Origin of the sequence: Aggregatibacter segnis ATCC 33393 (genome assembly GCF_000185305.1) — a bacterium.
GTDB classification, from domain to species: Bacteria; Pseudomonadota; Gammaproteobacteria; order Enterobacterales; family Pasteurellaceae; genus Aggregatibacter; species Aggregatibacter segnis.
Genome location: NZ_GL622200.1, coordinates 1,145,271 through 1,157,563, shown reverse-complemented (window position 1 = coordinate 1,157,563; position 12,293 = coordinate 1,145,271). Strand labels below are relative to the sequence as shown.

At 41.5% G+C, this 12,293-nt stretch carries 13 protein-coding genes and 1 tRNA gene; 9 read left to right on the top strand and 5 right to left on the bottom strand.

The genetic code is table 11. The features are described from left to right. Positions 1–127 precede the first annotated feature (127 nt). From HMPREF9064_RS04060 to HMPREF9064_RS04075, 4 genes are read left to right on the top strand one after another with little or no spacing between them, the layout of a single operon-like run. A complete protein-coding gene (locus HMPREF9064_RS04060; protein ID WP_006718537.1) occupies positions 128–1,054 on the top strand; it encodes an SPFH domain-containing protein in 927 nt (308 codons plus the stop codon). Positions 1,055–1,073: 19 nt separating this feature from the next. Continuing rightward, positions 1,074–1,520 (top strand): NfeD family protein, encoded by a 447-nt coding sequence (locus HMPREF9064_RS04065; RefSeq protein ID WP_006718535.1) that lies wholly within the window; start codon positions 1,074–1,076, stop codon positions 1,518–1,520. A gap of 8 nt (positions 1,521–1,528) precedes the next feature. Then, entirely contained in the window at positions 1,529–2,140 is a 612-nt protein-coding gene (locus HMPREF9064_RS04070; RefSeq protein ID WP_006718533.1) for an NAD(P)H-dependent oxidoreductase, read from the top strand. Beyond that, entirely contained in the window at positions 2,140–2,703 is a 564-nt protein-coding gene (locus HMPREF9064_RS04075; protein ID WP_006718531.1) for a TorD/DmsD family molecular chaperone, read from the top strand. The genes HMPREF9064_RS04070 and HMPREF9064_RS04075 overlap by 1 nt, the downstream gene beginning before the upstream one ends. 51 nt (positions 2,704–2,754) lie before the next feature. Here HMPREF9064_RS04075 and HMPREF9064_RS04080 read toward each other — a convergent pair whose 3' ends face one another. Next, positions 2,755–3,687, bottom strand: a complete 933-nt coding sequence (locus HMPREF9064_RS04080; RefSeq protein ID WP_006718529.1) for a Kdo(2)-lipid IV(A) acyltransferase — start codon at positions 3,685–3,687, stop codon at positions 2,755–2,757. A 117-nt stretch (positions 3,688–3,804) separates the two neighbouring features. On the opposite strand from HMPREF9064_RS04080, the gene hldE reads away from it, so the two are divergent. Beyond that, on the top strand, positions 3,805–5,235 hold the full coding sequence (gene hldE, locus HMPREF9064_RS04085; protein WP_006718527.1) for a bifunctional D-glycero-beta-D-manno-heptose-7-phosphate kinase/D-glycero-beta-D-manno-heptose 1-phosphate adenylyltransferase HldE: 1,431 nt from the start codon (positions 3,805–3,807) through the stop codon (positions 5,233–5,235). A gap of 38 nt (positions 5,236–5,273) precedes the next feature. On the opposite strand, the gene HMPREF9064_RS04090 is transcribed toward hldE, so the two are convergent. The 4 genes from HMPREF9064_RS04090 to HMPREF9064_RS04105 all read right to left on the bottom strand — a co-directional run bounded on the left by HMPREF9064_RS04090 (position 5,274) and on the right by HMPREF9064_RS04105 (position 7,531). Continuing rightward, positions 5,274–5,654: a SufE family protein gene (locus tag HMPREF9064_RS04090; RefSeq protein ID WP_006718525.1), complete on the bottom strand. Its 381-nt coding sequence runs from the start codon at positions 5,652–5,654 to the stop codon at positions 5,274–5,276. After that, complete coding sequence (locus tag HMPREF9064_RS04095; protein ID WP_032997899.1) at positions 5,651–6,850, bottom strand: aminotransferase class V-fold PLP-dependent enzyme; 1,200 nt, start codon at positions 6,848–6,850, stop codon at positions 5,651–5,653. The genes HMPREF9064_RS04090 and HMPREF9064_RS04095 overlap by 4 nt, the downstream gene beginning before the upstream one ends. Positions 6,851–6,855: 5 nt before the next feature. Further along, positions 6,856–7,332 (bottom strand): thermonuclease family protein, encoded by a 477-nt coding sequence (locus HMPREF9064_RS04100; RefSeq protein ID WP_006718521.1) that lies wholly within the window; start codon positions 7,330–7,332, stop codon positions 6,856–6,858. A gap of 113 nt (positions 7,333–7,445) precedes the next feature. Continuing rightward, positions 7,446–7,531: transfer RNA gene (locus HMPREF9064_RS04105), tRNA-Leu, on the bottom strand. Between the two features lie 244 nt (positions 7,532–7,775). Between HMPREF9064_RS04105 and HMPREF9064_RS04110 the strand changes: the two genes are divergently transcribed. From HMPREF9064_RS04110 to HMPREF9064_RS04125, 4 genes are all read left to right on the top strand, one after another. Continuing rightward, the gene (locus HMPREF9064_RS04110) at positions 7,776–8,186 is read left to right on the top strand and encodes a CidA/LrgA family protein (RefSeq protein ID WP_006718519.1); all 411 of its coding nucleotides are present in this window, start codon (positions 7,776–7,778) and stop codon (positions 8,184–8,186) included. After that, positions 8,183–8,878, top strand: coding sequence for a CidB/LrgB family autolysis modulator (locus HMPREF9064_RS04115; RefSeq protein ID WP_006718516.1), 696 nt, complete (start codon positions 8,183–8,185; stop codon positions 8,876–8,878). The genes HMPREF9064_RS04110 and HMPREF9064_RS04115 overlap by 4 nt, the downstream gene beginning before the upstream one ends. Before the next feature lies 1 nt (position 8,879). Further along, entirely contained in the window at positions 8,880–10,232 is a 1,353-nt protein-coding gene (locus HMPREF9064_RS04120) for an anti-phage deoxyguanosine triphosphatase (protein WP_006718514.1), read from the top strand. A gap of 100 nt (positions 10,233–10,332) precedes the next feature. Further along, positions 10,333–12,276 carry an ABC transporter ATP-binding protein gene (locus HMPREF9064_RS04125; protein ID WP_032997897.1) on the top strand — a complete coding sequence of 648 codons (1,944 nt, stop codon included), beginning with the start codon at positions 10,333–10,335 and terminating at the stop codon, positions 12,274–12,276. The last annotated feature ends 17 nt before the right edge of the window (positions 12,277–12,293 follow it).

Sequence of the window (12,293 nt, the reverse complement as noted above, 5' to 3'; positions counted from 1 at the left end):
TGCATTGGAAAATAGAAAGAAGCTAGTATAACTGCAGACAATAGAACATACCTGAATTGTTATATACAAATTTTGTGCTAATTGTTATTCTTTAAAGGGTAACTGTTGATGTTTTAAGGAGAAAATTATGTATTTTTTAGATGGATTACCAATCGCCGCTATTATTTTTGTCGTGCTTGTTGGTGTGGTGCTTTATTCTACGCTTAAGATTGTCCCGCAAGGCTATAACTGGACTATTGAACGTTTTGGTCGTTATACCCGTACTTTAATGCCTGGTTTAAATTTTGTTGTTCCATTCGTTGATCGTGTAGGTCGTAAAATTAATATGATGGAACAGGTTTTAGATATTCCATCACAAGAAGTTATTTCAAAAGATAACGCCAACGTAGCTATTGATGCGGTATGTTTCGTTCAAGTTATTGACGCACGTAATGCTGCTTATGAAGTAAATCATTTAGAGCAAGCTATCATCAACCTTACTATGACAAATATTCGAACTGTATTAGGTTCAATGGAATTGGATGAAATGTTGTCTCAACGTGATTCAATTAATAGCCGATTGCTGTCTATTGTGGATGAAGCGACAAATCCTTGGGGAATTAAGGTCACCCGTATTGAAATTCGCGATGTTCGTCCCCCACATGAATTGATTGCTGCTATGAATGCTCAAATGAAAGCTGAACGTAATAAACGTGCAGATATTTTGGAAGCAGAAGGGGTGCGTCAAGCTGAGATTTTACGAGCAGAAGGGGAAAAACAATCGCGCATTCTGAAAGCCGAAGGGGAAAGACAAGAGGCATTCTTACAGGCTGAAGCCCGTGAACGTGCAGCTGAAGCGGAAGCGAAAGCAACGCAAATGGTATCTGACGCAATTGCTCATGGTGATACGAAAGCGATTAATTACTTTATCGCACAAAAATATACTGAAGCATTGAAAGAAATTGGTGGTTCGGATAACAGTAAGGTTGTTTTAATGCCTTTAGAAGCGGGTAATTTAATCGGTTCAATTGCAGGAATTTCTGAGTTATTAAAATCCGATAAAAAAACAAATTAATCATAAAGTAGAGGTTGGTATGGAATGGTTAACAGACTGGGGTGTTTGGCATTGGCTTATTCTTGGTTTTGTCTTGCTTATTGCTGAAATTTTAGTGCCGGGTGTTTTTCTTTTATGGTGGGGATTATCTGCCATTGTAATCGCAGGCATGACAAAATTGATTCCTACGCTACCTCTTTCTTTTCTTGCGGTAATGTACGCCGTTATTGCCAGTATTTTCAGTATTATCTGGTGGCGTTATCAACATGGTAAAGATCAAATCGATCAATCAAAAAGTGTTCTTAACCAACGGGATCATGCAATGATAGGGGCGCAGGGTAAAGTTTTGGAAATTGGTCAAAATGGTATTGGTAGAGGCGCTTTTGGCGATACTACTTGGCGAATACAAGGACGTGATTTAGCGGTGAATGACATTGTTGAAGTAACGGCTGTGGATAGCATTACATTAAAAGTTAATAAGATTTAAGGACGTTAATGAAGCATTTAATTATTTTTGCTCACCCTAACCAACAAAGTTTTAATCGAGCTTTAGTAGAACGTATTGTTCAGGCATCTCATGAAATGAATGTCGAAACGATTGTACGAGATCTTTACACATTAAATTTTAATCCCATTTTGTCTTGGGATGAATTAGGTGCTTGTCAAGCTGGCATTGTACCGGAAGAAGTGAAATTTGAACAAAATCTGATAAAAGCCGCTGATTTGATTACGTTGGTCTATCCTCTTTGGTGGATGGGATTTCCGGCAATTTTGAAAGGCTATTTGGATCGGGTGTTGAGTTATGGCTTTGCCTATCAAACTGAAAATGGTTGTTCGGTAGGTTTATTGAGCGATAAAAAAATGCAACATTTTATCACCATGGGAAATAATCTTGAGCGTTACCAAAGTCTGAATTTTGATAAAGCTTTGCAAACCTGTTTGGTTGATGGTTTATTTAATTTCTGCGGTATTACGGATATTCAGCATGATATTTTTGGCGATATACATTTATTAAATGAATCAGGTTATTTGAATATTTTGAATCGTGCGACACAAAAAACGCAAGAAAATCTGACCGCACTTTTAGCGAAAGAGGATAAGGCATAATGCAAGAGAACCTACAATTAAATAACTTTTCTTTGATTAGTCGATTATTTGGTAATTTATTTTATCGCCAGCCGACAGATCCTATTTTATCCGGTGTATTTGCTTGGCTAAATCAAGGTAATTTATCTCAAGTTTGGGCATTAAACGAAGATAATGACAGCCAAAAGGCGTTAGATTCATTACAAATGACAATTGATTTAACCTTGTTAGATAAAGAATACCAAAAGCTTTTTGGTGAATCCGGAAATGTTGCAACAGAAATTTCTGCGTATGACATTTCTGTTGAAGAGTTTCATGATTTTCGCCAAGTTCGTGGTTTGCCTGAAGCTGAGAATATCGATCATTTCGCTATGTTATTGTTAACCGCATCTTGGTTGGAAGATAATGCGGATTCTTTAAGTGCCCAACAGGAGTTATTTGAACGTTTTTTGCTGCCTTGTGCAGCTAAGTTTTTAGTGAAAGTTGAAACACAGGCTACACTGCCGTTTTATCGTTCTTTGGCTTATTTAACGCGTGAAATTCTCTCTGCGATGGCTGATGAGTTAGATTCGGAAGCATTATAAAAAATCATTTAAAATAAAGGTGAGCTTGCGGCTCACCTTTTTTGTATCTAGTCATTTATATAAATGATTGTCTTCATTCGGTTGTGTCTTAAAGCGGCGATGGAGCCACATATACTGTTCAACGCCTTTCATAATTTCTGTTTCAATCACTTGGTTCATTCTTGCCGCAATTTCAGCTTCATCACGTAGATCAGAAAAATCAACCGGCGGAGAGATGGTGACCGTATAGCCGGAATTATCTGCGTTTCTAAGCGGCGCGAAAGGAATCACTTTACTGTTTGGAGAAGACTTTAATAAGTAATAACTGCCGGTTGTTGTTGCAGTGTGAGGAACCGCAAAGAACGGCACGAAAACGGCATTTTTTCGACCATAGTCGTGGTCCGGTGCATACCAAATAATATCCCCATTTCGTATCGCCTTAATCATGCCACGGAGATCTTTACGATCCAGCATCGCTTTATTGGAGCGTAATCTCCCTTGTGTTTGAAGCCAATCAAATAATGGATTGTCGTTAGGGCGATAAACCCCAATCCCCGATTGATGAATGCCAACAATGCGAGCGCCCAATTCCAGCGTTAAGAAATGTACGCCAACGAAAATAATGCCGTCTGCCAGATTATCTTTTAAATACTCAAGCCCTTCAATTTTTGACCATTTTTTTATACGACGATCAGACCAAAACCACGCCATACCGGTTTCAATAATCGCCATTCCGGTAGCGCGTAAGTTGGCGTGTAAAATCTGATGAATTTGTTGTTCAGACCAGTCAGGAAAGCAAAGTTCCAGATTGCGCTTCGCGATCTTAGCGCGTCGCTTGCCCACACCGGTTTTAGCAAACAGCCAACCTAATCCATTGCCAATTTTGCATAAAATAGGGTAAGGCAGAAGTAGAATTAAGCGGAAAATACCGAGTGCGAGCCAAAAGCCCCAGTGTTTTGGATGGAGAAATTCAATTTTAAATGTCGGAAGAACTGATTTTGCCATAAGGATTACAGGATGACTTCAATTGGTTTTTAGTTTAACGGAATTTTTAGGAAATAGCATTTCCCCTGTGGTAATATTAGCAAAATTTTTTATTTCAATAAGTTAAGAGAAAATCAAATGGGTCAATATTCTGCACAATTTAATCAGGCAAAAGTTTTGGTATTAGGCGATGTGATGTTGGATCGCTATTGGTTTGGTACGACCAATCGAATTTCGCCGGAAGCGCCGGTGCCGGTGGTACGCGTTCAGAAAAATGAAGAGCGTGCGGGCGGTGCAGCAAACGTGGCGATGAACATTGCGTCATTAAATGTGCCGGTACAGTTACTTGGTTTGACCGGTCAGGATGAGGCGGGTGCAGCATTGACGGCATTATTACAACAACAAAAAATCGATTGTAACTTTGTTCAATTATCTACCCATCCAACGATTACCAAGTTACGTATTTTATCCCGTCATCAACAGCTTTTACGTCTTGATTTTGAAGAAGGCTTTCAAAATGTGACAAGCGAAAATTTATTACAAAAATTAGAAAGTGCGGTCAAAAATTACGGTGCTTTAGTGCTTTCGGATTACGGCAAAGGCACCTTAAATGATGTACAAAAAATGATTCAAATTGCGCGCAATGCCAATGTGCCGGTATTGATCGATCCGAAAGGGACTGATTTTGAACGTTATCGCGGTGCAACCTTGCTAACGCCGAATATGTCGGAATTTGAAGCGGTCGTGGGGAAATGTCATTCCGAACAAGAGATTATCGACAAGGGGCTGAAACTCATTTCAGACATCAATCTCACTGCACTTTTGGTGACACGTTCTGAAAAAGGCATGACCTTATTGCGTCCAAATCAACCGGTATTTCATTTGCCGACAGAGGCAAAAGAAGTCTTTGATGTGACAGGGGCGGGCGATACGGTGATCAGTGTGCTTGCAATCGCGTTAGCGGATGGCCGTAGTTTTGAAGAGGCCTGTTATTTATCCAATGTGGCCGCCGGTATTGTGGTGGGTAAATTGGGCACATCAACCGTTTCAACCGTCGAGTTGGAAAATGCGATTCATGGGCGAACTACAACCGGTTTTGGTGTGATGACCGAAGCTGAATTGAAACAAGCGGTTAAATTGGCAAAAGAGCGTGGCGAGAAAATTGTGATGACAAACGGGTGTTTTGATATTTTGCATCCGGGTCATGTGTCTTATTTAGAAAATGCCCGTAAGTTAGGTGATCGTTTAATTGTTGCTGTGAATACGGATGAATCGGTAAAACGCTTAAAAGGGGAAGAACGACCGATTAATCATTTAGCCTCGAGAATGGCGGTGCTTGCCGGTCTTTCTTCTGTGGATTGGCTGGTTGCCTTTGATGAAGATACGCCGCAACGTTTAATTGGTGAAGTCTTGCCTGATTTATTGGTGAAAGGCGGCGACTATAAACCGGAAGACATTGCCGGTAGTAAAGAAGTCTGGGCAAACGGTGGCGATGTGAAAGTACTGAATTTTGAGAATGGCTTTTCCACATCGAACGTGATCAAGAAAATTAAGCATTTGGAAAAATAACACAAACAAAAAGCGCGGTTTATTCGCGCTTTTTTTATTTATAAGTTATGCAAAATTTCTTCAATATGCTTCAAGCCATTTAATCGAGTAGAACTTAACCGTTGAGCAATGCCTAATGCATTGAAATAAGCGGTTAGATCAAATTGGCGCAAAGCTTCAGGCGTTTGATTTTCAATGCGCTGTAACAAAATCCATAATAAACCGTTCATAATCCGCGCTTCACTGTAGGCTTGAAAGTGAAAAGTGCGGTCTGTTTTTTCCGTGAATTTAAACCAGACTTGCACTTCACAGCCCGGAATGCCGTGCATCGTTGCCAATTCTTCTTCATTTGGCTCAGGAAGATTTTTTCCAGCTTGAATAATCAAGCGATAGCGTTCTTCCCAATGTTTTGTTTCAGCTAATTGTTGTTCAATATTCATCTTAATAATTCTAAACTTTTATCTAATGCGTTAAAGAAGGTTTCGACCTCTGAGGCTACATTGTATGGAGCAAAAGATAAACGCAACGTAGCCGTTTGTCCTAAGCGTGCCAAATAAGGCTGGGCACAATGTTCTCCAACGCGTAGTGCAATCTGTTGTTCTGCGAGTAAGGTGGCTAAATCAGAAGCGTTAATGTCTTCAAAAACGAAACTGACCACCGAGCTTGGTTGTGGCGAATTAAAGAGTTTACATTTTTCATAATGGCTTAAGCGTCGGCGAGTGATTTCCGCTAAATGTACTGCGGAGGATTCCATTTCTGCAATATCCCATTGGCTTAGCCATGCTAACACTGCATTAAAACCAATGACGGCGGCAATATTGGGTGTACCGGCTTCTAAACGGTAAGGCAATCCTGAAAACGTAATTTGCTCTTTGCTGACTTTGCTGATCATTTTACCGCCATATTGTAGCGGTTGTAGCAAATTGAGTGAGGATAATTTTCCGCTTAACACGCCAAGTCCGGTTGGCCCGTAAATTTTATGGGCGGAAAAAGCAATAAAATCCACATCCAATTCGGCTAAGTCAATTTTAACGTGGCTAATTGCTTGCGCTGCATCTAACAAAATGAAGGCAGAACTCTTGTCTCGAATATGCTGAATCAGTTGTATGACAGGTTGTTGGGTGCCGGTGACATTCGATGCAAAATTTAACGCCACCAGTTTAGTGTTTGGATTTAATTGTTTTAGCAAGGTTTCGGTGTTAATTAACCAACTATCATCAATCGGTAATACATGAAGTTTTGCCCCGCTTTTTTCGGCAATTTGATGCCAAGTAACGAAATTGGCGTGATGATCCGCTTCACTAATAATGATTTCATCGCCAGTCTTTAGATGTGGCAATAAGCCATTTGCAACGGTATTAATCCCTTGAGTAGTGCCTGATGTCCAAATGACCGCTTGTTCATCTTCCGCATTAATGAGGTGTTTTACACGAGTACGAGCTTGCTCGTAAAGTGCGGTCTGTTTTTCATCATATTGACTACGATGCACCGAACCGGCGGACTGGTAAAAATCCACCGTGGCATCAATGAGACATTGTGGTTTTAATGTCGTTGCGGCATTATCTAAATACACCACCGCATCGTTATGCGTGAAATAAGGAAAATATTGACGAAATGTCATGGGGTCAAAATTCATGTAATTTACCTTTTGGAATGACGCCATAAGTGCGGTTCAATTGGAGAACGATCCTGCCAAAGACCAAGGTGTTTATTGCGGGCAATTTGTTCGGCTTGGGCATAAATGGGGGTCATCGCATATTGTTTATATGCCCAGGCCATGCCTTGTTGCACCATGATTAAATTGACATTTTGCCCTTGGGAATTATATACCGTGGCTAACGTGCGGTGATAACGATCTTCTCCTGTAACCGCCAGTTTGACATGTCGTTGGTGAATGAGTGAAGCAAGTCGTTGACGAGATTTTTTACCGAAAGGTTGGTTATGCTCAGGGGCGTCAATTTCGGCTAAACGTACTTTTATCTGTTGGTTATTTGTGGTTAGGCAGCTAAAGGTGTCGCCATCAGTGATGCCTACAACACGACAGGTGAGCGTTTTTGCCTGAAGTGTAAAAGAGAGTAGCAACAGTAGAATGCAGAAAAATCCTTGTGGCATAATCATTAGCGCATTAAAAGTGCGGTCGTTTTTCTCGGTAAATTTTAAGCGGAAGGGAAGATTTAGTTACAAAAAAAGCTGCGTTTTACCGCAGCTTTTATTCTTCAGAAACTTATCATTGGTGCCTAGGGTCGGACTCGAACCGACACGTTTATTCAACGGCGGATTTTGAATCCGCTGCGTCTACCAATTTCGCCACCCAGGCAACACTGATAAGTCTCGTAAAAACGAGCGGTATTATAAGGGATTGTATTTCAGTTGCAAGTAAAAACTTTGTAATTTTATTTAACTGTATAAAATTCAACACATTTGATGATTTTTTATCTGTGAAATCTTCACCGCACTTTTTTCTTTTTCAGGCTTTACTCCCCGTTTTGAATAATAAATTCCCCTACTAACTAAATAGGAGTAAAATTATTTTAAAGTTTAAAAAAAAGTTGAGTTTGTTTATGTATCGGAAAGCGTTTGAATTAGCAAGATCGTTGCTCATTCTTTATCTTATGCTCTATCTTGGCGGTTTAGTCGCCCATTACGTACCTATTGGTATTCCATCGAGTATTTGGGGATTATTGCTGCTGTTTACCTGTTTGGTGTTACGTATCGTCAAAGTGGAATGGGTGATGTTTTCCTCCCGTCTTTTAATTCGTTATATGGCGTTATTATTTGTGCCGGTCAGTGTGGGAATCGTCAAATATTCCGGCTTGCTCATGGATCAAATGAAAGAATTATTAGTGCCGAATATGGTCAGTACTTGCGTGACCTTGGTTGTGATCGGTTTACTGTCCGACTATCTGTTTTCCCTCAAATCCTTTACACACCTCAAACATAAAATCATGAAAAAACGGGCGAAGGAGGAATGATGTCTTATCTTGTTTATGCTTACACATTATTGACAATTCTTGCTTTTGTTTTGGCGGTGAAAATCAATCAACGTTGGAAATCGGTGGTATTAAATAGCTTTGTGTTAACCGTGCTAATGTTAGTGGCTGTCTTGCTGGCATTTCATCTGCCTTATGACACCTATATGGCCGGCAATGCGCCGCTCAATAATTTATTGGGCGTCAGTATTGTGGCATTAGCAGTGCCGTTATATGAGCAACTTCGACAAATCAGCCGTCACTGGCAGATTATTTTAATTACCACTGTGTCCGCATCTCTCCTAGCCATGTTTAGTGGCGCCGTATTGGCATTACTTCTGGGGGCGAAACCGGATATTGTGGCGACTATTTTACCGAAATCTATTACTACACCGATTGCCATGGCAGTCTCTGAAAATTTGGGCGGGATTCCTTCGGTAGCAGCTGTTGGAGTCGTCGTTGCCGGTTTGCAAGGCTCCATTTTCGGCTATTTACTCTTAAAAAAAATCGGCTTAAAAAATCAAGAAGCGATCGGCTTATCCGTTGGGGCTGTTTCTCATGCGTTAGGCACGGTCAGTTGCATGGAAAATAATGCAAAAGCAGGGAGTTACAGTTCCATTTCTTTAGTATTGTGCGGTATCATTAGCTCAGTTTTGGCACCTTTTGTCTTCAAATTGATCTACGCATTGGTATAGCATGAAAAATCAAATTAATCCCCGTTGGCAGCAACGTTTTATTGACGATAAACCACGGGAAAAAGACCACCGTCCGCCGTTTCGTCGTGATCGCGGACGTATTCTCCATTCTGCCGCTTTTCGTTGTTTACAGGCAAAAACACAAATTCATGCGGTGGGCGAAAATGATTTCTACCGCACTCGCTTAACCCATTCTTTGGAAGTGGCACAAATCGGCAGCAGCCTTGTGGCACAACTCAAATTTGCTGAAGCCTTTGCTACTTTGGCACAACAACTGTCTCAGGATAAAAACGAGTTACAAAAACAACTTAGTCCTTTGTTGCCCACCAATGATTTAATCGAAAGTTTGTGTTTTGCGCACGACATCGGTCATCCGCCTTTTGGGCATGGTGGCGAGGTCGCACTCAATTATATGATGCGCAATAATGGCGGTTTTGAGGGAAATGCACAGACTTTTCGGTTGCTCACCAAGCTTGAACCTTACACGCCTAATGCCGGCATGAATTTAACCCGTCGTACCCTTCTTGGCATTGTGAAATACCCGACCATTTTGGATGTCTCTTCCGCGCAATATGATCAATTAGCCGAAACCCAGTATAGCGATCCTCGTTATGTCAAAATCGCTGACTGGCGACCGGGGAAAGGATTATTCCGTGACGATCTTGACATGTTTAACTGGTTGCTCAAGCCGCTTTCTGAAAGTGATCGTGCGTTATTCGGTTCACTCCAAAAAGAGCGGTCAAATCCGCAAGAGATTTTAAAGACTCGTTTTAAATCCCTCGACTGTAGCATTATGGAGCTAGCGGATGACATCGCTTACGGCGTACATGATTTAGAGGATGCCATTGTGGTAGGCGTCGTCAATGTGCAGCAATGGCAAGAGGCCTTGAATGCATTGAAAGACTGTCAATCAGATTGGATGCGACAACATATTGACGATATCAGTACAAAACTGTTTTCCGATCAACATTACTTACGTAAAAACGCTATCGGTGCGTTAGTGAATTATTTCATCACTAATGTGCGTTGGAAAATTCAACCTGAGTTTAGCGATCCGCTGTTGCGTTATAACGCCGAATTACCGTCGGAAGTGGTGGGTGTATTGAAAGTATTCAAAAATTTTGTCCAGAAATACGTGATTAATAACGTGGAAACTCAACGTGTAGAATACAAAGGTCAGCGTATTTTGACGGAGCTGTTCCAAATTTTTGATTCGGATCCGCAACGATTACTCCCAACTAACACCGCCAACCGCTGGCGGAATGCAGAAGAAAACGGTAAAAAACGCGTGATTTGCGATTACATTGCCGGCATGTCAGATGCGTACGCATTGAAGGTGTATCAGCAACTTTAAAGTGCGGTCGTTATTTATCATTAATATGAAATGACGCTTGCTGAGCTTGTCGAAGCATAAGTCATTTCATGACTATTTTTTTATTTTTAAAGGATTTTTTGTGGCACTTATCAGCTTAACCAACGGATATCTTTCTTTCAGCGACGCCCCTTTATTGGATCATGCGGAGTTACATATCGAACCTAACGAACGCGTCTGTTTAGTCGGCCGCAATGGCGCAGGCAAATCTACGTTGCTTAAAATTATTGCCGGTGATGTCATTATGGATGACGGCAAAGTGCAGTATGAAAAAGACTTGGTCGTGTCCCGTTTAGAGCAGGATCCGCCGCGCCATGCAGAAGGCAATGTGTTTGATTATGTAGCGGAAGGCATTGAGCATTTGGCGGATTTATTGAAGGAATACCATCATATTTCCGTGCAGCTAGAGCAGCATTACAGCGAGCAGACGTTAAACCAACTTGCCCAAATTCAAGCGAAATTGGAACATGCTAATGGTTGGCAGTTTGAAAATAAAATCAATGAAGTGTTACAAAAACTTGAATTAAATCCGAATACTAAGCTTGCTGATTTATCCGGTGGTTGGTTGCGCAAAGCCGCTTTGGCGCGCGCCTTGGTGTGTAACCCGGATGTGTTGTTGTTAGATGAACCGACTAACCACTTGGATGTGGATGCCATCGAATGGTTGGAAAATTTCTTGATGGAATTTGGCGGGAGCATTGTGTTTATTTCTCACGACCGTTCTTTCATTCGCAAAATGGCGACTCGCATTGTGGATTTAGATCGTGGCAAATTGGTGTCTTACCCCGGCAACTACGATTTATACCTTACCGCGAAAGAAGAAAATTTGCGGGTAGAAGCCTTGCAAAATGAGCTGTTTGATAAACGCTTAGCGCAAGAAGAGGTCTGGATTCGTCAAGGCATTAAAGCCCGTCGCACCCGTAATGAAGGACGCGTGCGCGCGTTAAAAGCCATGCGCGAAGAACGACGCCAACGTCGTGACGTGATGGGTACCGCAAAATTGCAATTAGATACGTCCAGCCGCTCCGGCAAAATCGTGTTTGAAATGGAAAACGTTAGTTACGACATTGACGGCAAACAATTACTTAAAGATTTTAGCACCACCATTTTACGCGGCGACAAAATCGCTTTAGTCGGCCCGAACGGGTGTGGTAAAACCACCTTTATCAAATTGCTGCTCGGTGAAATTCAACCGACAAACGGCTCCATTCGCTGCGGAACCAAATTAGACATTGCCTATTTTGATCAATATCGTGCCGATCTTGATCCGGAAAAATCCCTGATGGATAACGTTGCCGATGGTAAGCAGGACGTGGAAGTCAATGGCATCAAACGCCATGTGTTGGGCTATTTGCAAGATTTCTTGTTCCCACCAAAACGCGCCATGACGCCGGTAAAAGCCCTTTCTGGTGGTGAACGTAATCGCTTGTTATTGGCAAAATTATTATTAAAACCGAATAATTTATTGATTCTTGATGAGCCGACCAATGACTTGGACGTAGAAACGTTAGAGCTTTTGGAAGAAATCCTCACCGATTACCAAGGCACATTGCTCATCGTCAGCCATGACCGTCAATTTATCGATAACACCGCCACGGAATGTTACATCTTTGAAGGTAACGGTGTGTTGAACAAATACGTTGGTGGCTTCTTCGATGCCAAACAGCAACAAGCCAATTATTTTGCTCAAAGAGCCGAACAGGATGCTGTAAAACAGAAAAAAATTGAGCCGAAAAAAGAAGAAAGTGCGGTGGAAAATAAACCGGTTTCCAATAAACCAAAAACCGTCAAACTTTCTTACAAAGAACAGCGTGAACTGGAACAACTTCCTCAACTGTTGGAAGATTTAGAAGAAAAAATCACCGCACTTCAAACCGAAATCGGTGACCCGAATTTCTTCCAACAATCTCACGATGTGACGGATGCCAAACTGAAAGCGTTGGCAGATGCCGAAGCCAAACTGGAAACGGCATTTATGCGTTGGGAAGAATTGGAAGAAAAGAAAACTGTGGCGGAAGGGAAATAGCTAAATTGCTTGGGATG